The sequence below is a fragment of the bacterium genome (assembly GCA_016702305.1).
In the GTDB taxonomy this organism is placed as follows: Bacteria; Electryoneota; RPQS01; order RPQS01; family RPQS01; genus JABWCQ01.
Genome location: JADJEH010000002.1, coordinates 239,978 through 263,375 on the forward strand (window position 1 = coordinate 239,978; position 23,398 = coordinate 263,375).

16 protein-coding genes are annotated in these 23,398 nt (G+C 58.2%); 14 read left to right on the top strand and 2 right to left on the bottom strand.

What is annotated here, in order from left to right; all coding sequences use genetic code 11:
* Positions 1 to 43 precede the first annotated feature (43 nt).
* From IPH10_05535 to IPH10_05555, 5 genes are all read left to right on the top strand, one after another.
* Complete coding sequence (locus IPH10_05535; protein MBK6910379.1) at positions 44 to 2,950, top strand: CapA family protein; 2,907 nt, start codon at positions 44 to 46, stop codon at positions 2,948 to 2,950.
* A 289-nt stretch (positions 2,951 to 3,239) separates the two neighbouring features.
* Entirely contained in the window at positions 3,240 to 3,785 is a 546-nt protein-coding gene (locus tag IPH10_05540) for a polysaccharide deacetylase family protein (protein MBK6910380.1), read from the top strand.
* Between the two features lie 693 nt (positions 3,786 to 4,478).
* Complete coding sequence (locus IPH10_05545) at positions 4,479 to 5,201, top strand: cytidylate kinase-like family protein (GenBank protein ID MBK6910381.1); 723 nt, start codon at positions 4,479 to 4,481, stop codon at positions 5,199 to 5,201.
* Positions 5,202 to 5,307: 106 nt separating this feature from the next.
* On the top strand, positions 5,308 to 7,167 hold the full coding sequence (locus tag IPH10_05550) for an OPT/YSL family transporter (protein MBK6910382.1): 1,860 nt from the start codon (positions 5,308 to 5,310) through the stop codon (positions 7,165 to 7,167).
* Between the two features lie 70 nt (positions 7,168 to 7,237).
* Positions 7,238 to 8,578 (top strand): 8-oxoguanine deaminase, encoded by a 1,341-nt coding sequence (locus IPH10_05555; protein MBK6910383.1) that lies wholly within the window; start codon positions 7,238 to 7,240, stop codon positions 8,576 to 8,578.
* Positions 8,579 to 8,654: 76 nt separating this feature from the next.
* Here IPH10_05555 and IPH10_05560 read toward each other — a convergent pair whose 3' ends face one another.
* Positions 8,655 to 10,463 carry a hypothetical protein gene (locus IPH10_05560; protein MBK6910384.1) on the bottom strand — a complete coding sequence of 603 codons (1,809 nt, stop codon included), beginning with the start codon at positions 10,461 to 10,463 and terminating at the stop codon, positions 8,655 to 8,657.
* Between the two features lie 491 nt (positions 10,464 to 10,954).
* On the opposite strand from IPH10_05560, the gene IPH10_05565 reads away from it, so the two are divergent.
* The 7 genes from IPH10_05565 (at position 10,955) to IPH10_05595 (ending at position 20,865) form a co-directional block, all read left to right on the top strand.
* Positions 10,955 to 13,195: an OPT/YSL family transporter gene (locus tag IPH10_05565; protein ID MBK6910385.1), complete on the top strand. Its 2,241-nt coding sequence runs from the start codon at positions 10,955 to 10,957 to the stop codon at positions 13,193 to 13,195.
* 47 nt (positions 13,196 to 13,242) lie between these two features.
* Entirely contained in the window at positions 13,243 to 15,489 is a 2,247-nt protein-coding gene (locus IPH10_05570; GenBank protein MBK6910386.1) for an OPT/YSL family transporter, read from the top strand.
* A 310-nt stretch (positions 15,490 to 15,799) separates the two neighbouring features.
* Entirely contained in the window at positions 15,800 to 16,939 is a 1,140-nt protein-coding gene (locus IPH10_05575) for an isocitrate/isopropylmalate dehydrogenase family protein (GenBank protein MBK6910387.1), read from the top strand.
* Position 16,940: 1 nt separating this feature from the next.
* Positions 16,941 to 17,858, top strand: a complete 918-nt coding sequence (locus IPH10_05580; GenBank protein ID MBK6910388.1) for a hydroxymethylglutaryl-CoA lyase — start codon at positions 16,941 to 16,943, stop codon at positions 17,856 to 17,858.
* Positions 17,859 to 17,871: 13 nt separating this feature from the next.
* Complete coding sequence (locus IPH10_05585) at positions 17,872 to 19,065, top strand: CoA transferase (GenBank protein MBK6910389.1); 1,194 nt, start codon at positions 17,872 to 17,874, stop codon at positions 19,063 to 19,065.
* A 16-nt stretch (positions 19,066 to 19,081) separates the two neighbouring features.
* Positions 19,082 to 20,368, top strand: coding sequence for a 3-isopropylmalate dehydratase large subunit (locus IPH10_05590; protein ID MBK6910390.1), 1,287 nt, complete (start codon positions 19,082 to 19,084; stop codon positions 20,366 to 20,368).
* 2 nt (positions 20,369 to 20,370) lie between these two features.
* Positions 20,371 to 20,865, top strand: coding sequence for a 3-isopropylmalate dehydratase (locus IPH10_05595; GenBank protein MBK6910391.1), 495 nt, complete (start codon positions 20,371 to 20,373; stop codon positions 20,863 to 20,865).
* 80 nt (positions 20,866 to 20,945) lie between these two features.
* Here the strand turns inward: IPH10_05595 and IPH10_05600 are convergent, their stop codons facing one another.
* Positions 20,946 to 21,620 carry a metalloregulator ArsR/SmtB family transcription factor gene (locus IPH10_05600; GenBank protein MBK6910392.1) on the bottom strand — a complete coding sequence of 225 codons (675 nt, stop codon included), beginning with the start codon at positions 21,618 to 21,620 and terminating at the stop codon, positions 20,946 to 20,948.
* 481 nt (positions 21,621 to 22,101) lie between these two features.
* On the opposite strand from IPH10_05600, the gene IPH10_05605 reads away from it, so the two are divergent.
* Together IPH10_05605 and vorB are read left to right on the top strand one after the other, a co-directional pair.
* Positions 22,102 to 22,341: a 4Fe-4S dicluster domain-containing protein gene (locus IPH10_05605; protein ID MBK6910393.1), complete on the top strand. Its 240-nt coding sequence runs from the start codon at positions 22,102 to 22,104 to the stop codon at positions 22,339 to 22,341.
* Positions 22,342 to 22,357: 16 nt separating this feature from the next.
* Positions 22,358 to 23,398 carry a 3-methyl-2-oxobutanoate dehydrogenase subunit VorB gene (gene vorB, locus IPH10_05610; protein MBK6910394.1) on the top strand — a complete coding sequence of 347 codons (1,041 nt, stop codon included), beginning with the start codon at positions 22,358 to 22,360 and terminating at the stop codon, positions 23,396 to 23,398.

Below are 23,398 nucleotides of genomic sequence, written 5' to 3' on the forward strand. Positions count from 1 at the left end.
CGACGACATTGCCCGGGGCCAAGCGTGCGGAAGGAGTGACACTATGCGAAAAATCTATTGTCTGGCAATTGTGACGGCTCTGCTGTGCACTGCGGCCCTCGGTACGGCACAGGTTCGTGACCACCGGTGGACGTTGGACGAGGCATCCACGTCGCTGACACTTGAGCGCACGGACTCCGGGCTGCTGCTGCGTTGGGCACCTGCCGAGGGTCTTCACTACTGGGCTGTTCTGCACAGCGCGTCCATGACCTTTGACATTGTGGATACCTTGGCCATTACTCCGGACACGTTCTATTTTCACCGGGATGTTGAAGGCCTGAATGCCCTGGGTTTCTTTGTTGTGGATCCCATTGATTTTCCGCTTCCGGTTGACACTGTGATAAATATCGTCTCCTTTGAAGACGAGCCGGAACTCGAGAGCGTCGCGGGCGAAGATGCTGAAGGGTGGAGCGCGGAAATTGTGGCCGACGACTATTTCGGCGCGTCCGGCCACAGTTTGCGGATGTCCGGCAATACGTGGAAGCGCGTTGAGATTGCACCGCAACTTGTGGATTCGCAGACCGTATGGGCGGTAGCGGCCAAACTGACGACGCGCGGCGAGGTGCATGCCGTGGGCGTCGCGGATTCCGCGAACGTGCTGTACTACATCTTATGGGGCAAGGAAGCGCCGCAGTCGCTCTATTGGAACACAACCTACGAAGGTTGGTTTGCCGACGAAGAGTGGCAGGATGTTCTGCTTCCGGTCGGCGAAGATTGGGTCGGACGGTTCGGCTATGCACCGCGCATTACTGAAGTGCGTTTTGTCAACGATAACGATACGGTCGCTGTGGACGGGGTGGTGCTATACGACGAAGTGCGCGACGTAACGGAGTCGCAGCCGCTGGCTCCGACGGCGGAGTTTGAGTGGTTTTTGCTTCCCGAAAGCGATCCCGACAGTATTCATGTTCTATTCCATGCCCGGGCCTACGATCTTGATAGTCCCTACATGACCTATCATTGGGATTTCGGCGACGGGCAGACAGAGTCCATTCCGAATCCCGAGCACCACTATGCTGCACACGCGCGCTATCCGGTTAGTCTTACGGTGACCGGATCGGATGAGCGTACGCCGTGGTGCGTGCATGCCTTGGCAGATAGCCCGGTGACGGTCAGCGGCGGCGTGTGGTTTACATTTGGCGGCGACGTGATCATGGGCCGGGGCTACGAGAACGACGGCGGTATCATTGACACATGGGGTGTGGACACGCTCTATGAACCGACGGCGCGCTGGCTGACTGAGGCCGACCTCACGAGTGTGAATCTGGAGTGCCCGCTGACGACGGCGACGACGGCGCACCCGACGAAAGGCATCGTGTTCAGGTCGCACCCGGATCGCGTGGCGGGATTAGTGAATGCCGGCGTTGATTTCGTCACTCTGGCGAATAATCACGCGTTCGATTATCTGATTGACGGCATGCTGGAAACAATGTACGTTCTGGACACGGCGGGAGTTGTGCATAACGGCGCCGGGATGAATGACGAGTTGGCCCGGCGTGTTGAAATTTTGACGAGCAACGGGCTGTCGTTTGCGATGCTGAGCATGTCGGATCGCACCGGATCGTACAACAACGTGCAGCCGTTCCTCGATGCGAGCCGCTCGCGGCCTGGTTTTGCGATGTGGAATCGTTCAGCGATTGAAATGACGGTGCCGCCGGCGACGCAGCTCGCGGATTTTGTGGTGGTCAATACCCATTCGGGAAGCGAGTATTCACTGGCGCCGATACTGTCGCAGCAAAGCGAGCAGGATCCGGACGGTGACGAAGACATGCTTTTTGAACTTATTCCTGATACGCTTGAGCGGCAGATGCGCTACTATGCGATCGAGCAGGGCGCGGAACTTGTGATCGCTCATCATCCGCATATCATCCAGGGGTTTGAGGTCTATCAGGGCAAGCTCATTGCGCACAGCCTGGGGAATTTCATCTTTGACTTGACATACGCTGAGACGATGCCGAGTCTGCTCGTTCGAACTCACTTCAATCCGGCATTAGGTATTGATACCGCGGTGGTTCATCCCGTGTACATCAATCACTGGATTCCACAGCCGGCGCGCGGCGAATTGGCGCGCTGCATTTTGGACTACGAGACGGAGATGTCGCGACGGCTCGGGACGTGGCTGCTGCGTTCACCTGGTGCGGACAGTGCGTTTGTGGTATTTGACACGACGGGATGGCTGCGCAGCATCGCGGTAGAAACGGACACTCTTACGTTCACGCAAGAAGGTTCCTACTGGGTGAGTTCACCGCGGCGGTTGACGATTGAAGGATATCTGCGACTCGCCGAACTGGCCGCCGGCGCGGGCTACGAGATTCGCTTTGGCCGGGAACGGCTATACTTCGGGAACATGGAAGATGAGGGTGCCAACGACTGGCAATTGAACAGCGCGGATGAAGGTTACGCAACCGACATCGCATATGGCGGTGTTCGCAGCATTCGCCTTCGGCGGACAGCGGGCAATCCGCAGAACGTCGTCGCAAACAACGAGTACCGGTTGCCGCTGCCGGGCGGTTTCAGCTATTCTCTGCTTGGCTGGCAACGCACGGAGAATTCGGGCAACGCGTCGTTGCAGGCGCAGTATTTCGGTGGCCGATCCGGCGGTACGGCCTTGGGTCAGGCGGACATCGGCGCGCCGCTAAATGGAACGCAGCCGTGGCAGAGTCGCAGTGCGCAGTTGAATGTTCCGGGTGGAACGAACTTCATCACGATCCGTTTCAGTCAGTATGCTCCGGCCAGCGGAACCGGGTACGCGTGGTTTGATGATGTTTCGCTGGTCCAATGGGACGGATGGATGCCGCTCCCCGCTCAGGCCGCTTTTCCGAACGACTATCGTTTTGTGCAAGTGCGCCGCTCGAGCGCATCAGGGCCTGTGGAACTTAGCACCACACTACAGTGGATTGAAGTTGGGCAGTAGGGTTGCGTGGTCGCGGAGCGCCGCTTCGAGCATCGCGTCGGCCGGCGCTGATGGGTGCGCCGGGCCGTGCTCGATTTAGCAGAATAGCCATTGTTTTAGCATCTGGCCCCTTTTTGGGATTGTGACCAAGGCTGCAATCGTTCATCGAATACCACTTGGAACAGATTTTCGAACCTGCTTGGGGCGTGGTGGCGAGACAACAGTTGGCATCAAGACAAGGACTTCCCGCAACAATCGAGGATTAGGTGGACACTGCGCCCTCCCGGAGCACACGGTGCGTGGGAGGGCGATGCGCAACACACGGCATTACGGAACGGCCGCAGCCATGCGGCACGGTTTCTCTTGGAGACGTGGCGCGAGCTTGGTATCACGTGCGATCAATCTGGACACGAGTCCAATTCACGGCGAGACCACATGGGAATGCTTGCGAGTGTCGCGGGTTGGAGCGGAATGTCGAAGATCGCTTCTCGACCTGCTTCATGAACACAAAACGAAAGTCACGTGGGCGTTGGTCTTTTGGCCGAGTGCGGCCCGGCGGTTTCCGCACATTGTGAGGGCAATTGCGTCGGCAGGACATGAAGTTGCCAGCCACGGTGAAGACCATCGGCTCGTCTATGACCTAACACCTGCCGAGTTTCAGTCCTCTGTCAGCGATTTACGTTCGCGGGGGGGGGCTTTTGTATTTACAGAGACCTCATCCGGTCGTCTGAGCGGGCATCGTGCCCTCATGCTTCGGTGCAGCCGCTCCGATTCGTTCGACGATCGTGGCAGACCCTCATTTCCTTGCAACCGGAATGCGGCTACGAGTACGATGCCAGTATTACCTTCCGTTTGAACGCGGGCGATATGGCGTCGCACGCTGGTTGCACAAGGTTGAACCTGCATATCCTGGCGTCTGGGCGATCCCGGGCGCACAACCCAACCGGCTGGGGGCGGGCACCCGCAGTTCTTAACCGCTCGGTGCGACTTTCATCGTGGCCCGATCGCGAGAGGCGCGATAGCTCCAGACTTTACGCGGAACTGGGGTTCCGGCCAGGGCGATAGGCCGACTGGAGCAACGCGGACCGGGCCTACTTCTTCTAGCATCCTTGGGAGATTCCGATCTGGAACAGCCTTGCGCATCGCCAGAAGCTGACCAAGCAAACGAGGTTCCTTCACTTCCATCACCTCAAGGACATGCCTGGGCGCGTACGGCGACTGTTGTCTGACTTTGAATTTACGACGTATGCAAATCTGATGACTGAACGTCCCATTGAATGAGCCAACGGGTCTTGCGTTGAGCTTCTCGACCGGAGGGGCGAGCGGGCACAGGCAAAGCACTTGGTGAGGCTGGCTTAAGGGGCCCGTTTGCGTCGTCGCGAGGCGTTTTGCGGGCAGTTGAATGATGAGCGGCGAACTTGTATATTACGTGCGGCACGACTGGTCGGGTCGGGGGGCGGGAGCGGCTGGCTTGTGCTCCCGGACGCCGGGCAATAGTGCCGTGGCGCTGAGACTGAGACCGGGGGAATCACGAACTTGAGAGGCAGCTATGAAGAACCCGATTACGCCGCGGGCCGAACAGAATCTGGAAGCTCAGATTCGCGTGGCCTCACGGCTCAAGGAAAGCGCCGCTGACGAGCGCCATTCGCCGGCGCCGTTTATTACCTTATCACGGCAATTTGGTTGCGAGGCCGTGGCGCTGGCCGAGGCGGTTGCGGCTCAGCTCGATGCCGGAGGCCAATTGGAGTCCGGCTCGTGGCAGGTTTACAGCCGCAAGCTGATCGAGGCGATGGCCGATCAGGAGTACTCTTACGAGCACTTGATGTCGGCGTTAGGCTCCAAGTCGCGGGGCGCGATTGAAGAATTCATGTCCACGCTGTTCGGTCAAATCTCCGACCTGAAGCTGATGCACAAATTGGTGCGCACGATCCGGGCGACGGCAACGCTGGGCCGATGCATCATCGTCGGTCGTGGGGCGGCGGTGATAACCCGCGATATGCCGGGCGGTATTCATGTGCGCCTTGTGGCATCCGAAGCGTACCGTCTCCGCGGATTGATTGAACGGCACGGCTGGACCGAGGCGGCCGCGCGTGAAGCTCTGCTGCAACAGGATCGTGAACGCGCGCATTTCTACGAGAAGTACTTACAGCGTGACTCGAGCGATCCCGAACTCTATGACCTTGTTCTCAACGCCGGGAGCTTGACGCAGGCACAGATGGCGGATCAGATCGTGACGTTATACCGCGCCCGGCGGCTCGCGCAATCGGCGTGAGTGCGAAACCGCCCGTGTCCGAAAATCGCCGATTCCCTGCCGAATTGCCTTACTCCCAACCTGACTTCAGACTGTTTCCCGCATTGCCCAACTTGAGGAATACTGCATGGCCGTAGATGTCTCCCCGCCCTCGACGCAGACCGCACAGATCCATGACCCCGCCGTGAGCGAACTGACGTTTCGCGCGGTGGCATCAGGTCTGGTCGTCGGCTCGCTGATCGGCGCCTCGAACGTGTGTATTGGATTGAAGATCGGTTGGACGTTTGGCGCGTCCATCACCGCCGCCGTTATATCGTTTGCGATATTCAAAGCGATGGGTGGATTGTTGTCGCGGCCTTATGGTGCTCGCGAGAACTTGATCACGGCAACTGCCGGCAGCGCTGCCGGGACGATGGCCTCGGCGGGCGGTTTCGTCGCCTGTATCCCGGCGCTCGAGTTGTATGTGCGCGAGACGACTGGTCCGGGGCACGACTTAACCTACGTGCAGCTTGTGCTGTGGGCCATCTCCATTGCGTTTCTCGGCGTGTTTTTCGCTGTGCCCCTGCGCAAGCAGATGATCGTCAAAGAGAAGCTGCGCTATCCTTCGGGTACGGCTGCGGCCGAGACAATCAGAGCGATGTACTCGTCCGGCGCGGAAGCGATGAAGAAGGCCAAGCTGTTATTTTATGCTGCGGCGATTGCTGCGGTGATCAAGATGCTGTTCAGCATCAAACCGCTTGGCCTGCATCACTTCAGTGACTTTTCACTGGACGATATTGGTTTGGAGACTGTCGGCATTCTCGGCGTCTCGCTGGCATCATTGCGGATGGGAGTAAGTCTGTCACCGATGATGTTGGGAGCAGGCGTTCTGATCGGGTCGAAAGTCGGCTGGTCGCTGTTTGCCGGCGCAATTCTCGCGTGGGGCATTGGCGCGCCGATACTGATCGATCAAGGAATTGTCACGGCAGCCAACCCCAACGGAGTCTATATTGCCGCTTTCCGCTGGCTGTTATGGCCGGGTGTGGCGCTCATGGTGGCGGCGGGCTTCTCCAGCCTGGCACTGCAATACAAGACGATCGCAAATACCTTCGGCTCCTTCAAACGACTCATGCAGGGCCGCAAGGCCGAGGTGCAGGATACAGAGGAGGAAGAAGACGCTCCGGATCCGTTCCCGATCAAGTGGTGGGCCGTTGGTATGGTGGCGGCCACGGCGCTGACTACGGTATTCGCGCAGCTTTATTTCGGAATTCCGGTGTGGATGGGTATTATAGCGGTATTCTTGTCGTTCCTGATTGCCAGTATTTCCGTGCGGGCGACGGGTGAAACGGACATTAATCCGGTTGGCGCGATGGGCAAGATCACACAGGTCGTCTATGCCGTGGTGGACCCCGGCCAAATACCGACGAACCTTATGGCCGCCGGTATCACGGCGGCGGGCGCCAGCCAGTCGGGTGACCTGATGCACGACTTGAAAGCCGGCTACATGTTGAAGGTCTCGATTCGGCGTCAGGTGATCGCCCAGTTGATCGGCGTGGTGGTCGGTGTGTTCACGGCGGCTGGCGTGTATCGCCTGTTGACCGCGGCCTACACCATTCCCGGCGATGACTTCACAGGTCCGGCCGTGATGGCGTGGCATGCGATGGCCAAACTGTTGGCCGATGGCATTGACTCGCTTCCCCCGCACGCGATGACGGCTGCCGCAATCGGCGCGATCATCGGTTTTGCGATGCCGTTTGTGGCCAAAATCAAGGGTGTGGGTAAGTGGCTGCCGTCGCCGATCGCGCTTGGTATCGCGTTCATGGTTACGCCGTACTCGTCACTCTCGATGTGGCTGGGCGCTGTAGTGACGGCTTACTATACGAAGAAGAATCCCGAGGCGGTGGATCGTTATGGCGCCTCCCTTGCGTCGGGTCTGATTGCAGGCGAAGGCTTGATGATGGTCGTGGTCGCCGTGCTGCTAATTCTTGGCGCGACCTGGATCAGCTAACCGACCGACAACAGGTGGTGGACGGAATCCGCGTGCATAACGGCAGCTCGGGGCAACGATTGAGGTGGTCATGCTGATTCGCAATCTGCAGGCGGCTCATACCGATGTGACCGGCGGACGACTGTGTATTCGCACCGACGGCGCACGGATTTCGGAGATCGCCGTTGACCTCTTGCCGCTGCCGGGCGACGAGGTCGTGGACGGCTCGCACTTGATTGCGGTGCCGGGTTTCGTGAATTCGCATCACCATTTTTTTCAGGCGTTGACTCGTTGCGTGCCTGCGGCGCAGCAGTTGCGGCTGTTCGATTGGCTGCGTTTTCACTATCCGCTGTGGGGGAATTTTGACGCGGAGATGTTCCGCGCGGCGTACCGGCTGGCAATGGCGGAGCTGCTGCTGTCGGGCTGTACGACGTCGTGCGATCATCACTATCTATTCCCCGGTGCGGTGGCGGCGGATTTGACCCGGCTTGAAGTCGAGTGCGCGCGCGAATTGGGACTGCGTTTCACGCTGCTGCGCGGCAGCATGACGCTGGGCCACGCCCGCGGCGGTTTGACGCCGGATAGTCTGATTGAAAACGATGCAGACGTTTTGCGCGATTGCGAGCGCACGGTCGGCGCGTTCCATGATGCCCGGCCCTTCTCGATGACTCAGGTCCATTTAGCGCCGTGCACACCGTTCAACGTTACGCCGGAACTTATGCGCGACACGGCGGTGCTGGCGCGTGAACTGGGCGTCCGCCTGCACACGCATCTCGCGGAAACCGCTGATGAAACTGACTACTGTGTGGCGCGTTATGGCAAACGGCCGCTCGCGTTGATGGAAGAATGGAATTGGGTCGGGCCTGACGTGTGGTATGCGCACGGCATTCACTTTAACGATAATGAGATCGCGCAGTTGGCCGCGACGCACACGGGCGTTGCGCATTGTGCCAGTTCAAATTGCCGTCTTGCTTCAGGCCGAATGCGATTACGCAAACTCCTGCAGGCCGGCGTCCCGATTGGCCTGGCGGTGGACGGCTGTGCATCGAACGACAGCTCGAATATGCTCGCCGAGTTGCGCATGGCGATGCTGGTGCATCGTACGCCCGATGATCTGGAATTCTTCACCGCGCGCCGCGTGATTGACTTGGCGACGAGTGGATCCGCAGCGCTGTTGGGTCGCTCCGATATTGGTCAACTGCGCGTTGGGATGGCGGCGGACATCGTGTTGTTTGACGGCGCGGATCTGGCCTATGCGGGTGCCGCTGATCCGGTGGCGGCGCTGTTGTTCTGCGCGCCGACCCGACCGCATACGGTAATTGTAAACGGCAAGGTCGTCGTCCATAACCGCGAACTGCTAACGGCCGATGAACGCGAGATAGCCAGCAGCGCCCGCGAACAGGCGCGGCGACTGTTGTCCAAGGCGAACTGATTGGCCAGCAGATAGAAGCCAAGAGCCCCCGGCATCACGCCGGGGGCTCTTGGTTGTTGGAAATTCACCGCACGTCTTAATCGAGCAGCTTTGCGCCGTAGCGGGGCTGCGTCGAGAACGAAGCGGGATACTCGAGTTCGGCGAGATAGCGATCGCCCGAGCGCTTCAGGCGCGGGAACAGCAGGCCACGACCGAGCGGGAATGACTCCATGCGCTTTTCGATATCATCACGCAGCGGATCGGTGAAGCAATACGTTTCGCGCAGTTTGACCGCGCCCGCCTTGTCGCCGGCAGCCTTGGTGTTGCCGATGATGCCGAGCAGTTCGGCCACGAGTTCATCAATGCGGGCCAGTCGCAGGCGGAATTTCGTCTTCCCGTCTTCCATGACTTCTTCCACGCCGCCATTCTGCGTGAAGTAGTGCCACATCAAATTGCGCGCTTTGACGTGCGCCTGCTCCGGAATGAACCGCAGGCCGCCGACCATGCTAATAACCATGCCGTAGTGTCCGGCGGCGGCGACCTTTTCCGAGAACAATCCTTCACGCGCCATTTGCGGCATGGCCCACATTCCGAACAGCTCGGCGCGGGCCTCTTCGAGCGGCGAATACTCGGCTTCGAGCAGTTCACGCGCTTCCTTGCCGGCGTGCTGCGGCGCCATGGCACCGGTCGTATGCCCCAGTTCATGCAGCGCCGAGTGAATCTGCGTCGCTTCAAACATCAAGTCGCCGTATTCCGCGAACACGTCTTTGGGCAGGAATTCGCGCGCGATCATCTCACCCGACAGCGAATAGACGGCGCGTCCCGTGTTGCGATAGACCAGATTGACCGACCCAACGTGGTCAATCACCCATTGATCGTTTGGCAGGGATTGCGCAATGACTGTCATTGGGCTGCTGACATAGCCGCCGCCCCAGTTCAAAACATCCACAAAGCGCAGGTGCGGCAGCTTGTCCGGATCAATCTTCATTTTGCGATGCGTCCACGGCGCCGTGGCCTCGAGATGCGGCAGACGGTCCACGAGCGCCTTAAGTGTGCCCTGCGCTTCGGAATTTTCGAGCAATACCGCGCCTGCCGCCTCACCGCGTGCGTTCTTCCAATTGTCAAGATAAACTTCCAGAGCGCTCGACAAGATCAAGTCCACGGGCGAGCCGCTCTTGATCCACATAAAATCCGCGATGCGCCGTCCTTCAGCGGTACCGTGACGCAGCTCTTCAATCTTACTATCCAGATAAAGTCGCAGTCCGGTGTGCGTCGTCAGGTCACGGGCTTTGACAAGATGCTCGATCACCGGCTCGAGCGTCGCGTGGTACTTCTCTTCATTCAGGCGCAACGTTAGCTTGCCGTTGTTGCGGTGCACGCTTGAGTTGACGACATTGGCCTGATCACCCAACGCGGTCCACTCCTCTTCGGTCATGTCTTGCGGATAGAAATTTGCCTTGTCCGGCAGGGCGAGGCCATCGTAGAGATAGGTCATGGCGACGGCCAAGTCGGCCTCGAGGGATTTGTCTCCCGTCTTGCGTACGAGGTCGGTCAGTTCGGCGCGCGGCACGCTCAATAGGTGATTCTTGCGCGGCAGCAGGCTGAACGGGCCATTCTGTAAATTGAGGATCGTCAGGTAGTGGCCAATGGCCTCGCGCTGCTCGGATGTGGCGGCGCTCTGCACGGCGGTCAACAGCCTTTCAATCGTCGCTGTATGCGGGCTGGACTGATTGCGATAGACAGGATTGAGCATGTCCACGGCATCGGCGAGATGACCGAGCACCTGGATATCACTGTCACTCAGCCCGGCCAGCGGAAATTCAACTCGGGCAACGGCTGCACGGCGCGGATTCTCACCGGCCTGCTGATAAGGAACGAAAGTAACTTGAGATTGTGGGTTGTCCATGACGGACTCCGGAGGAATAGGATGAGGGGCGGCTCGCGCGGGCCGAATCCGCGTAATAGTGTAGCGAACGTCATTCAAGATAGGCATTTTTACCAAGCTGTCAAGCTGTGTACGGGAGCGTTGGGGTTGGGTGCGCACTGGCAGACATTGGCCTCTTGGCTGCTGGAGATTGAGGGCACGCTCTGGGGAGCCGGTTTGGCAATTAGAAGATTAACATGCATTTCGTTTTGACCCAAAAGGCGACAATCTCTGTCTGATTCGTGTGAGCGGCGCGTTCCGACTGTCGAATTTCGCTTGCGAAATCATTGAGAATAATGTAGATTGATTTACTTGGCTCAAAACGGCAGCCGTTGCACCGGACCCCGCTTCCGGCCAGTGATGCCGTTAAACCGTTGGCTTGCCTAAGCTGACGGCGTGTGCGGTCCCGCCCCGAACCCGCCTCTATTTTTTCAGAACTCCTCCGAATTCTTCCGCATAGCCCGAGGTGACTCATGTCCGATGAAGTCCAAAACAAGACCGTAGAAGAACGCGATCGCGATTGGTACGAGAATGTCTATCAACGTGATGTGCCGCAGTTAACGGCCCGCGCCGTGATATCTGGTATGCTGTTTGGCGGCATTATGTCGCTCTCAAATCTGTATGTCGGTTTGAAATCCGGCTGGGGATTGGGTGTGGACATTGTAGCGGTCATATTGATTTTCTCGATCTTCAAGGGTCTGAAGAGTGCGGGACTCGTGCGCAAAGAGTTCGGCATGATGGAAAACACGATCATGATGACAGTGGCCGTGGCCGCGAGTTGGATTTCATCGGCGGGCCTCGTGTCGGCGGTACCGGCGCTTTCCATGTTGACCGGCTACGAGTTCGTATGGTGGCAACTGGCTATTTTGATCGGCGGTATTCTCTACCTCGGTCTGTTTATGGCAATTCCGCTGAAGCGGCAGATGATTCAAGTGGACAATCTGCGCTTTCCCGGCAACATCCCGACCGGTGAGACGCTGAAAGCGATGTACTCAAAGGGCACCGAGGCCGTGAGCAAGGCGAAAGCACTGGGCCTCGCGGGTGTATCGGGAATGCTGATCGCCGGTTTGCGCGACGGTCTTGAATGGATTCCGGCGCAATTGGCGATTCCGGCATCCATCGCGCGTGTCGGCATGGGTAAATTGACATTAACGTTTGAGCCGAGTCTGATATTCATTGGCATCGGCGCGTTGTTTGGCATCAAGATCGGCTTGAGCATGCTGTTTGGGTTAGTGCTGAACTATGGCGTGCTTGCACCCAATCTGATCAACGACAAGATCATCAAGCACAATCCGCCGCAGATCACCGCAGCGGCGCTGATCGCCGCGCCTGTGACGATTCAGGCTGGCGAGAGTATCGCTCTGACCCTTGAAGAGGCCAATGTCAGCCCCGAGCTGTCGGCGGGCGCGGACACGAAGCATCTACGCTACACATGGTATCAGGCCAAGTCCTATACCACCAATGAGCAAATCATCGCCGATTTGAACGCTATGCAGCTTGGTAACGGTCAACCGAATCCGCTGTACGGGGTGGTGAGCGTCCGCGACACGCTGAGCAAGGCTAATGGCCCGGAGTCGCGCGCGCTGTTCTTTGAAGCGTCGAAAGCGGTTTTCTGGGAAGCGAAGTTGACGTTGGACAAAGAGCAGTCATCGCCCAAGATTGTCGCGGCACTGGGATTCGAACCGGGCCAATTCCGCCAGCAGAATGTCGGTGGTTTTCGCAACATCAGCGCGTGGTCGTTGTGGCCGGGCGCGACAATATTGGTCGTCGGCGGCCTGCTTGCTCTGGCCTTCCAGTGGCGTACGCTGGGCCGGACGTTCGGGAGTATTTTCAGCAGCTTCGGCAAGCGCAAAGACAGCGAGAAGTCAGGCGTGCTCGATGACATCGAGATTCCGCTCAAGTGGTTTGCGCCGGGCTTCATCATTACCGGAATTCTCTGCGTCGTGACTTTGACGACGATGTTCGGCAGCTTCGGCGTGGCGTGGTATATGGGCGTGATTGCCGTATTGCTCACATTCATCCTCGCGGCGGTGGCGTCGCGCGCCGGCGCGGAAGTCGGCATCAACCCGATCGGCGCGCTGGGCAAGGTTACGCAGTTGACGTTTGGTGTGATCTCGGCAGGCAACGTGACCTCGAACCTCATGACAGCGGGGATCACGGCCGGGGCGGCGGCAAGCTGCAGCGACACGATTGGAAATCTCAAGGTCGGCCACATGGTCGGCGCGAACCCGCGCAAGCAATTTATCGCGCAGTTGTTCGGCGTATTGGCGGGCGCGTTGCTGGCCGTTCCGGCGTACTTCATTCTCGTGCCCGATGTGAGCGTGTTGGGTGGCGACAAGTTCCCGGCGCCGTCGGCCCTGGTTTGGATGGGTGTGGCCAAGGTCCTGGCGCAAGGCCTAAGCACGCTGCCGCAGAGTGCGGTGATTGCGATGGGTGTGGCCTTTGTGATGGCCGTCGTCATAATCGTCGCCGAGAAGATGTTCCCCAAGATCAAGCCCTACACGCCGAATCCGACCGCGCTGGGTATTGCGATGACGATTCCGGCTTACACGAGCTTTGCGATGTTTCTGGGAGCGTTAATCGCTTATTTCATGGAGAAGCGCGCACCCAAAGCCAATGATATGTATACGATTCCGGTGGCTTCCGGTTTGATCGGCGGCGAGAGTATCATGGGCGTGTTGATCGCGGCGCTGATTGCCTTTGGCATCTTGTAGCATGTGCGGCGGGCAACCTTTGAACTTCCACCAAAACGAGCGCTGACATGGCCGATGAACTGCCTCTGAAAAAAATGACGCCCGAAGAGCTCGAGCGTGAGTGGTACGAGAACGTGTACCGCGGCGATGACATGCCGCAGTTGACGTGGCGCTCGGTGGTGATGGGCTCGATTCTCGGCGCGTTCCTGTCGCTGCAGAATTTATATGTTGGATTGAAGACCGGCTGGGGCCTCGGCGTGGCGATCACGTCGTGCATCTTGAGTTACACGATTTGGAAGTCGTTGCGCAAGGCGTTTCCGCGCTGGGTCACGACGGACATGTCTATTCTTGAGAATAACGCGATGCAGTCTACGGCATCGTCGGCGGGCTACTCAACCGGCGGCACGATTGTGTCGGCGATCAGCGCCTATCTGCTGGTCAACGGCGTGCATATCAGCTACGGACTACTCTCGGCGTGGGTGTTTTTCCTCGCCGTGCTGGGAGTAACGATGGCCATCCCGATGAAACGGCAGATGATCAATATCGAACGGCTGCGCTTTCCATCTGGTGTGGCGGCTGCTGAGACGCTTAAGAGTCTGCACGGCGTCGGGCATGACGGCGGCGAGTCAAAGACCGCGAAGCTACTCTTCAGCTTCGGCGGCGCCGGCATCGCTATTGCCGCCGTTCGGGATTGGTTCGGCTGGCTACCCGCGCTCTACAATACATTCGGTTCTCGATGGGCGATGTACACCGTGCAATGCGACGCGAGCATGATTCTGGTCGGCGCGGGTGCGCTAATGGGCATGCGAGTCTGTGTGAGCCTCTTGCTCGGCGGCGTGCTGAATTGGTGCATACTCGCGCCGATGATGATGGAAGACCGGGTTATCGGCCATCCGCTCCCGTACGTGCGTTCGACCGCCGATATGCAATTCCCGCTGACGATTCCTGCCGGCAATGCGCTGGGTCTGGAAATTGTCAAGGCCACGGACGGATATTTACTTGAAGATGGCGCAGAAACGACTCGCCTGATCTATTCGTGGCCGCAACAGACGACGTACGCGAACTTGAGCCAGTTCGCGGCCGCGTTGAACGGGCCGCGTATGGCGGATGGCTCGGCCAATCCCTTCTATGGCAAGGTGCGTGTCATGGAGCCGGAAGACGCATATTTGCGCAAGCGCCTTGAACTGCGCGTTGACAGCGCGATGACGGATGCGATCTACGTGGAGACGACGCTGTCACTCATGGACACCGTCACCGGTGCTACGGCCGCGGGAGCAATTCTGGCCCTCGAAGCCGGTTCAAGCAACACGCAGTCACCAGGCGGTTTCCGTAATATCGTGTCATGGAGCCTGTGGGGAGGTGCGGCGTGCATGGTCACGAGCGGCCTGCTGGCCTTCATTTTTGAGTGGCGCACGGCGTTACGCGCCTTCTCCGGTTTGCGGAGTATTTTCCGCCGTAAGGAGAAAAGCAAAACCGACGATCCGATGGAGCACATCGAAGTGCCGGGAACATGGTTTGCGGGCGGCATGATCATCGGGACGATCGGCATCGTAACTTTGGCGGCGCTGTACTTCAATATTCCGGTTTGGATGTCGCTGTTGGCCGTTGTGCTGTCGTTCTTCCTGGCGCTGGTGGCCTGCCGTGCTTGCGGTGAAACTGACACGACACCGGTCGGCGCGATGGGCAAGATCACGCAGTTGACATTCGGTGCAATTGCTCCGCGGCAGATGAATACGAATCTGATGTCCGCCTGTATCACCGCCGGCGTGGCCGACTCGGCCTCGGACTTGTTGACCGACCTGAAGAGCGGCTACGTTCTCGGGGCCAATGCGCGCAAGCAGTTTCTGGCGCAGTTTGCGGGCATCTTCATCGGCACGGCGGTCACGGTCCCGGCGTTCTTTCTGGTCGTGCCTGACGTTTCAATATTGGGTTCGACGCAATTCCCCGCGCCAGCCGCGCAGGTGTGGGCCTCAGTAGCGCGGCTGTTGTCGAACGGTTTTGAATCCCTGCATCCGACCGCGCGCGCCGCACTCATTATCGGCGGAATTGTCGGACTGTTGATTCCGATGGCAGAACGGCTCTTTCCGAAGTGGCAGAAGTGGATACCTTCGGCGATGGGGTTGGGATTAGCGTTCGTCCTGCCATTTTACAATGCTCTCTCGATGTTTGTCGGCGGCGTGATTGGGCTGCTGTATTCCAAATGGCGCCCCGCGAACGCGGACCAGTTTGTCGTCGCGTCGGCATCCGGCATTATCGCCGGAGAGAGTCTCATGGGCATCTTCATCACACTGATGGGTGCGTTGGGCTGGCTGTAGCCGACGCGCGATCACGAATGGCAAAAGCCCCGCGAGGAATCGTGGGGCTTTTTGGTTCTGGACTGAGTTCACTCCTCTCGACACGAAAACGCGCCGGTAATAAGACGATTCATGTCTTATTCTAAGCCTCTGTGAACTCGGGAATCGTCGTTATGTAATTCTGTCACAATGCGTCTGACTCCTCTTTTTTATCGCGAAAAGTTTCACAATATTATCTATTGCTGGCAGGTGAGCGGATTTTGCGGCCCGGTTGGGCGGCCCGCCGCCTCGAAGAAAATCAAATCATGTTGAAAGTGGAGCGGAGGATACCGTGAAGCGCAAATACAAAATCGCCTGGTTGCCGGGCGACGGTGTGGGCATCGAAGTGTTGGAAGCGACGCGCATCGTTTTGGACCGTCTCGATTTTAACGCCGAATACATCGACGGCGATATCGGCTGGGAATTCTGGTGCCGGGAAGGCGACGCGCTTCCGCAACGCACAATGGATCTGCTGAACAACGTGGATGCCGCGATGTTCGGCGCGATCACCTCGAAGCCTGTCAAATTGGCCGAACAGGAACTCGTTCCGACGCTGCGCGGCAAGGGGCTGATCTATCGTTCGCCGATCGTGCGCATGCGCCAGGCCTTTGATCTCTATGTTTGTTTGCGTCCGTGCAAGTCGTATCCGGGCAATCCGCTGAATTTCAAGGAGAATATTGATCTCGTCGTTTTCCGCGAGAACACGGAAGACCTTTATGCCGGTGTGGAGTTCTCGCCTGTTCCTGACGAGTTGCGCGCGACTCTGAGCAAGCTCTCCAAGCCGTTCGCCGCCTTCAATCAGTATCAGGGGGACGAGTTCGCCATCTCCTGCAAGGTGAACACGAAGAAGGGCTCGACGCGCATCGTCCGCGCCGCATTTGAATTTGCACGCAAGATGGGCCGTAAGAAAGTTACCATCGTGCACAAGGCCAACGTTGTGCGCGCTGTGGACGGTCTGTTTCTCGACTGTGCCCGCGAAGTCGCCGCCGACTTCCCGGAGATCACATTTGACGAGGCCAATGTGGATGCCATCATGATGTGGCTGCTCAAGAATCCGTTCAACTACGATGTACTTGTCGCGCCGAATCTTTACGGCGACATCGTCAGCGACTTGTGCGCACAGCTTGTGGGCGGTTTAGGCTTCGGCTGTTCGGGCAATATCGGCGATAAGCTTGGCGTCTTCGAACCGACGCACGGCTCCGCGCCGAAGTACGCCGGCCAATACAAAGTGAATCCAATCGCCACGATACTCTCGGCCAAGCAGATGCTCGAGTGGTTGGGTGAACTGGAATCGGCGAAACTGGTGGAAGCGGCAACTGCGGCCGTGATCAAAGAGGGCAAAGTGCGCACCTACGACATGGGCGGCTCGAACACGACGCTCGAAATGGGTCAAGCCATTGCTGATAAGCTGCCCGCGCTGGTGACCGCCTGACATGCAGCCGTATCTGCTTCATGAAGTCGGCCTGCGGGACGGTCTGCAAATGGAAAAGCAGGTCGTACCGCTGGCCGTCAAGATAAGATGGGCCGAGCAGTTGATCGCCGCCGGCTCAGATATGCTACAGCTCGGTTCGTTTGTGCATCCGGAAAAGGTGCCGCAGATGGCGGACACGGATGCTCTGTTCCGCTATTTCACTCAGGAGCAACCTGCGCCGTCGCATGTTGTGCTGTCGGGCCTCGTTCTAAACGAGAAAGGCCTTGACCGCGGATTGGCCTGCGGCGTGCAGATGTTCTGTCTCGGCGTTTCGGCCAGCGATACGCACAGCAAGAAGAACACGGGCATGGGCACGGACGAAGCGACTGACCGCATTATCGCGGCGGCGTCGGCCGCCAAGGCGGCGGGCAAGCGCGTTCAAGTGTCGGTGCAATCGGCGTTCGGCTGCGGTTTCGAGGGTGCGATCCCTGTCGAACGCGTGCTGAACATTGTCTCGCGCTATTTTGACGCGGGGCTTAACGCCGTCTCACTTGCCGACACGTCGGGCCATGCGCTGCCCGAACAGGTCGAAACGCTGTTCACCCGCGTGCTCAAGATGAATCCGCAGGCGGAGTGCGCTTGTCACCTGCACAACACTTACGGATTGGGATTAGCCAACTGTCGCGCCGCCATGAATTCCGGCGTGCGTGTTTTCGAATCGGCCATTGGGGGACTCGGCGGCTGCCCGTTCACGAAAGTTGCCGGCGGCAACGTTTGCACCGAAGATCTTGTGCACTACTGGCAGCGCGCCGGTTTGCGGCCGGAGCTTAAGCTCGCGGAGTTTATCGCCGTGGCGCGTGACGTCGCCGGTCATTTTGAACGAGAGTTACCGGGCATGGTGTATAAATCCGGGCCCGTGAATTACGCACTTCCACATTGACGGGAATCATGCTATGAAACTACTGGAAGGCATTCAAGTTCTCGATTTGACCAACGTGCTCTCCGGGCCTTTCGCGACGTTGCATCTGGCGCTGGCAGGCGCGGATGTCATCAAGATTGAGAATCCTAAGGACGGGGATTTAGCGCGCAAGCTCGGATGCGTGCCGAAGTACAATCAGATGTTGATGGGTACGAGCTTTCTGGCACAAAATGCCAACAAGCGCTCCCTGACCCTGAATCTCAAGATGGCCGCGGCGAAGCAGATCTTCAAGGAATTGGTGATTACTTCTGATATCGTAGTCGAGAACTTCCGACCCGACGTAATGGGGCGCCTTGGTCTCTCCTATCAAACGCTTAGCGAGATTAATCCACGCCTCATCTATTGTGCCATCTCCGGCTTCGGTCAAACCGGACCCGACGCGCTGAAACCTGCATATGATCAGATCATTCAGGGTCTTTCGGGTGAAATGGCGATCAACGGCGACGAGCGCCTGAACCCGCTGCGCACTGGTTTCCCGATTTGCGACACAGTTGGCGGCCTGAACGCGGCATTTGCCATTATGGGCGCGCTTTATCATCGCGAACGCACGGGCGATGGGCAGTTCATTGACGTGGCGCTGCTGGATTCGATCATGCCGCTGATGGGCTGGGTCGTGGCCAACTGGATGATCGGCGGGCAGCATCCGGTCATGATGGGCAACGAAAACTTTACTGCCGCGCCGTCGGGAGTGTTTCGCGCGAAAGATGGCTTCATGAACATTGCGGCCAACAAGCAGGAGCAGTGGGAAGCGCTGGCCGACGTGCTCGGTGTTGCGGAATTGAAAACGGATCCGCGCTTTCAAGAGCGTGACAACCGCAAGAAGAACCGTGCCGAGCTGACGCCGCTGCTCGAAGCGAAATTGACGGAGCGAGAAGGGGCGTTCTGGGTCGAAGCGCTCAACAAGAAGGACGTGCCTGCCGGATTAATCTTGCCGCTGGAACAGGCGCTCGATCAACCGCAGGTGAAGCACCGTGATACGTTTTCGAAGGTGCACGTGGACGGTATCGGCGACATGGAGCTGTTCAACATGACGGCGAAGTTCTCGAAGACACCGGGCACTGCCGACCAGCCGCCGCCGAAACTCGGCGAGCATACCGATACGATTCTACGCGACTTGGGCTATTCCGATGAACGCATCGCCCAACTTCGCGCTGACCAAGCCATATAATGCGAGGAGCGGCTTTATGCCCATGACCTTGTCTGAAAAAATACTCGCCCGCGCTTCAGGCCTCAATTCGGTCAGCGCGGGTGACGTGGTTGAACCGCACGTCAGTCTGGCGATGTCGCATGAGAATGCCGCGCTGGTACTGCACCAATTCAAAGAGATATACAACGGCCTCACGCTTCCGGCGCGCGTGTGGGACCCCAGCCGCATTGCGATCATCTTTGATCATCGCATTCCGGCCGAGAGCTCGAAAACCGCGACTAATCACAAGCGAGTGCGTGACTTCATCGCCGATCAGGGGATTACAAAGTTTCACGACATTCGCGGCGACCAAGGCGGCATCTGTCATCAGATATTGCCGGAGTCGGGCTACGTTCATCCCGGCGCGGTCGTGGTCGGCACTGACAGCCACACGACGACGCACGGTGCATTGGGCGCCTTCGCGTTCGGCATCGGCGCGACGGAAATGGCCAGCGTGTGGGCGCTGGGCGTCGCGTTGAATATCGAAGTGCCGAAGACAATTAAAGTCGAGATATCCGGCAAGCTGTCGCCGTTCGTTTCGGCCAAGGATATTATCCTCTACTTGATCGGCCTGATCAAAGCGGACGGCGCGAACTACCGCGCGTTGGAGTTCCACGGCTCGACGATTCGAGCGATGAGCACATCGTCGCGCCTCGTGTTGTGCAATATGGCGGTTGAAGCCGGCGCGACGGTGGGAATGGTCCCGCCGGATGCCGAAACTGAGCGCTATCTAAACAAAGAGGCGCATGTGTCCGTGCCGTTGTGGCTCGAAGGCCCGGACGCCGACGCCGTCTACGAACGCGTCGTGACGATTGACGCCGATAAACTTGCTCCGCAAGTTGCCTGTCCGCACACCGTGGATAATGTTAAGCCAGTGACGGACATCGTCGGCCGCAAGGTGGATCAGATCGTTATCGGTTCGTGCACAAACGGACGTCTCGACGACTTGGCCGCTGCCGCCCGCGTGTTGAAATCGCGCAAGATTCAGGCGCACACGCGAATGCTGGTCTTCCCGGCGTCGTGGAAGATTTATAAGGAAGCGATGGAACTGGGCTATCTGAAAGACCTCGCCGATTCAGGCGCAGTCATTATGAACCCGGGCTGCGGCTGCTGCCTGGGCGTGCATCAGGGTGCGTTGGGCGACGGCGAAGTGGGATTGTCCACGACGAATCGCAACTTTAAGGGGCGCATGGGCAACCCGAACGCCGAAGTTTTTCTCTGTTCACCGGAAGTCGCGGCGGCCAGTGCGCTGCGCGGCGTCATTAGCGATCCCCGGGAGGTCTGATCATGTCTAAAGTAATCTACGTGTTCGAAGACGACATCTCGACTGACCACATCTATCCGGGCCGGTTCATGGCCACCGTGCTGCCGTCGGAAACGCCGCTGCACTGTTTCGCGGACATGACCGAGCTGAATAGCGCCTTGAAAGCGAAGCAATATCCTGAAGGGAGTTTTCTCGTTGCAGGTTCCAACTTTGGCTGCGGCAGTTCGCGAGAACAAGCGGCGTCCACGCTGAAAGGACATGGTCTGGTCATTGTGGCCCGCAGCTTCGCCCGCATCTTCTTGCAGAATGCCGTCAATCTTGGACTGCCGCTGGTGCACTGTCCACAGATTGAAGCCAGCACCGGCGATGAATTGGAACTGAAAGAAGATGTTCTTGTCAACAAAACCACAGGCCGCACATTTGAGATCGTGCCGTTGCCCAAACTGCGGCAGGCGATCATGGACAGCGGCGGTTTAATCGCATATACACGCAAGCTGCTCGTTGATCGGCAGGCGTAATCGCGGTCTCGGGGCCGCCCAAAGCAAAAGCCCGTGGGTTCACACCCACGGGCTTTTCAATGCGTTGTCCTTGGTCTTGCTTAGTGCTCGAGCATACTCTCAACGTCTTGTCCGTGCTCTTGCCACTCGGATACGCCTTCACCCAACACGGCCGCAGTGAAGCCCTTGCGGCGCAAGAGGCTCACAGCCATGTTAGAGATCAGGCAATACGGTGTGCGGCAATACGCGACGATTTGTTGGTCACGCGGCAGGCGGTCAAGGTGCAACTCAAGCTGGTCCAGCGGTATCGAAATCGCTCGCGGCAGGTGGGCCGCTGCATATTCGTCCGCCGGGCGCACGTCGAGTAGAATCACCTTACCCGCGCGCACCATGTCAGCGAGCTGGTCGCGATCCACCTTTTCGAGAGCTTGCGGATTTTCATGCAGCTTCTGGAGCGCACGATCCACCTCGGCCAAATGCGTTTCGGCGACTTGCCGGAGCATGCGCAAAAGGTCATACACCAACTCGCTCGTCAGGCGATAGATAATATAGGTGCCATCCCGGCTCGATTGGACGAGTCCGGCGCCCCGCAGGATTTGCAGATGCTGCGAAGTGTTGGCCGGGCTCATGCCTGTGTTGTCCGCGAGAGTGTCCACGCTTTTCGGGCATTGGTGCAACAATTCGAGGATTTCGAGGCGTTTATGGCTGGCGAGAGCTTTGCCGATCCGGGCAAACTCGCGATTCAAGTGGTCACGAAATTGATATGCAGTGTCCATAACAGCATCCGAGGATTCAAGGAACTACTGAAAGGAGCACTCGAAATCCTATAAAGTCAAGCCCCTGCGCACTTTCTTGCTAAACAAAGGCGCACAATAGCGTCGTGTGTGACTTTGCTACAAACAAAACCTCTATCCAAAAAAAATATGGATAATTCGCGGCGAGCTTGCAGACTGTAAGGACGTGCAACATGGGCTTCTCCCGAGATTGCCTTCATGTGACAATGTTCCATTAGGAGCGTTGGACGCGAGAGTGAATTTGAGTGCAGTTGTCATATTATAAGCCATTGGTCTAAACGAGTTGCGGGACGGTTTCCCATGGTCATGGGCCAAACAGCCGGTTTGGTCAGGAGCGGCGGGGGAGAGGAGTGGTTGCGGGCGCTTTTTTGCATGCGTATATTATCCACTGTTACTAATCGTTCAACATTGCGCAAGGCCGCTGGCCGGATTGGCTGCGGACCGAGCGCGGAGCGGAGATAGAATGTCTGGAACCACCACCCCGCGTGTCGAGATCGTGCCGCACCTTTGCAAATCGTGCCAGCGATGCGTGGACGTTTGCAAGCCGGCCGTGCTCGAAACGAACCTGGAGCGGGCTTTCAACGAGCTTGGCTACCAGTGGGTCGTCTATTCGGGCGACGGCTGCACCGGCTGCGGCGCCTGTTTCTACGCCTGCCCCGAACCGGGCGCGGTCATCGTTTACAAGAAGGACTCGGCGGCGTAGCCGCCCAAGGACACGCATGGAATTAATTAAGGCAAATGAAGCCGTGGTGAAGGCCGCCATTCTGGCGGGCTGCACTCAATACTACGGCTATCCGATTACGCCGGCATCGGAAGTGGCGATGGCGGCGGCCAAGTATCTTCCGCACGTCGGCGGCACGTTTCTCCAGGCTGAATCGGAAGTCGCGGCCATCAATATGGTCTATGGGGCAGCAGGCGCGGGCGCACGAGTGATGACAGCGTCGTCAGGGCCGGGCATTTCGCTGAAACAGGAAGGCGTCTCGTATTTGGCGGCGGCGGAATTGCCGTGCGTCATCATTGACGTTATGCGTGCGGGGCCCGGATTGGGCAATATCTGGCCGGAGCAGGGCGACTGGAATCAGGTAGTGCACGGCGGAGGGCACGGCAACTACAAGTGTCTCGTGTTTCTTCCGAATTGCGCGCAGGAGATGGCGGACTTGACGATGCTGGCGTTTGAATTAGCGGACAAGTATCGCATGCCGGCCTATATCCTGACCGACGCCTATATTGGACAGATGATGGAACCGGTGGTCTTCCCTGAAACGCGCTCGCAAGCACCGCATAAGGATTATGTCCTGTATGCCGACAAGGGCTCGCGTGAGCATCTGGTTTCCTCGATCTTCATGAGCACCGAAGGCCTCGAAGAGCATAACCGCCATTTGCAGCGCAAGTATGCGGAGATCGAGACCAGCGAGGTACGCTATCAGGAAATTCACGTAGACGACGCAGACTTGGTTCTCATGGGTTACGGGTTTGTTTCCCGGCTTCTGAAGTCGGTTGTAGATGGACTACGCGAAGAGGGCCACAAGGTAGGCCTGCTGCGCCCGATCACGGCCTTTCCGTTTTGCAGTGTTCGGCTCGAGGAGCTGATCAAGCAGGGCAAAGAGCTATTCATTTGCGAAATGTCCAATGGTCAGATGTTCCGCGACGTGCAATGGTCGGTGGGCAGGGATGCGCCGCTGTATTTTTATAATCGAATGGGTGGCATGGTGCCCTCGGTGGATGAACTGACGGAAGCCGTCCGTCGCTATTTGAAGTAG

Bases quoted from the DNA above. Each gene is read 5' to 3' on its own strand.
- IPH10_05535 (MBK6910379.1), top strand. From the start codon at position 44: ATGCGAAAAATCTATTGTCTGGCAATTGTGACGGCTCTGCTGTGCACT.
- IPH10_05540 (MBK6910380.1), top strand. From the start codon at position 3,240: ATGCGCAACACACGGCATTACGGAACGGCCGCAGCCATGCGGCACGGT.
- IPH10_05545 (MBK6910381.1), top strand. From the start codon at position 4,479: ATGAAGAACCCGATTACGCCGCGGGCCGAACAGAATCTGGAAGCTCAG.
- IPH10_05550 (MBK6910382.1), top strand. From the start codon at position 5,308: ATGGCCGTAGATGTCTCCCCGCCCTCGACGCAGACCGCACAGATCCAT.
- IPH10_05555 (MBK6910383.1), top strand. From the start codon at position 7,238: ATGCTGATTCGCAATCTGCAGGCGGCTCATACCGATGTGACCGGCGGA.
- IPH10_05560 (MBK6910384.1), bottom strand. From the start codon at position 10,463: ATGGACAACCCACAATCTCAAGTTACTTTCGTTCCTTATCAGCAGGCC.
- IPH10_05565 (MBK6910385.1), top strand. From the start codon at position 10,955: ATGTCCGATGAAGTCCAAAACAAGACCGTAGAAGAACGCGATCGCGAT.
- IPH10_05570 (MBK6910386.1), top strand. From the start codon at position 13,243: ATGGCCGATGAACTGCCTCTGAAAAAAATGACGCCCGAAGAGCTCGAG.
- IPH10_05580 (MBK6910388.1), top strand. From the start codon at position 16,941: ATGCAGCCGTATCTGCTTCATGAAGTCGGCCTGCGGGACGGTCTGCAA.
- IPH10_05585 (MBK6910389.1), top strand. From the start codon at position 17,872: ATGAAACTACTGGAAGGCATTCAAGTTCTCGATTTGACCAACGTGCTC.
- IPH10_05590 (MBK6910390.1), top strand. From the start codon at position 19,082: ATGCCCATGACCTTGTCTGAAAAAATACTCGCCCGCGCTTCAGGCCTC.
- IPH10_05595 (MBK6910391.1), top strand. From the start codon at position 20,371: ATGTCTAAAGTAATCTACGTGTTCGAAGACGACATCTCGACTGACCAC.
- IPH10_05600 (MBK6910392.1), bottom strand. From the start codon at position 21,620: ATGGACACTGCATATCAATTTCGTGACCACTTGAATCGCGAGTTTGCC.
- IPH10_05605 (MBK6910393.1), top strand. From the start codon at position 22,102: ATGTCTGGAACCACCACCCCGCGTGTCGAGATCGTGCCGCACCTTTGC.
- vorB (MBK6910394.1), top strand. From the start codon at position 22,358: ATGGAATTAATTAAGGCAAATGAAGCCGTGGTGAAGGCCGCCATTCTG.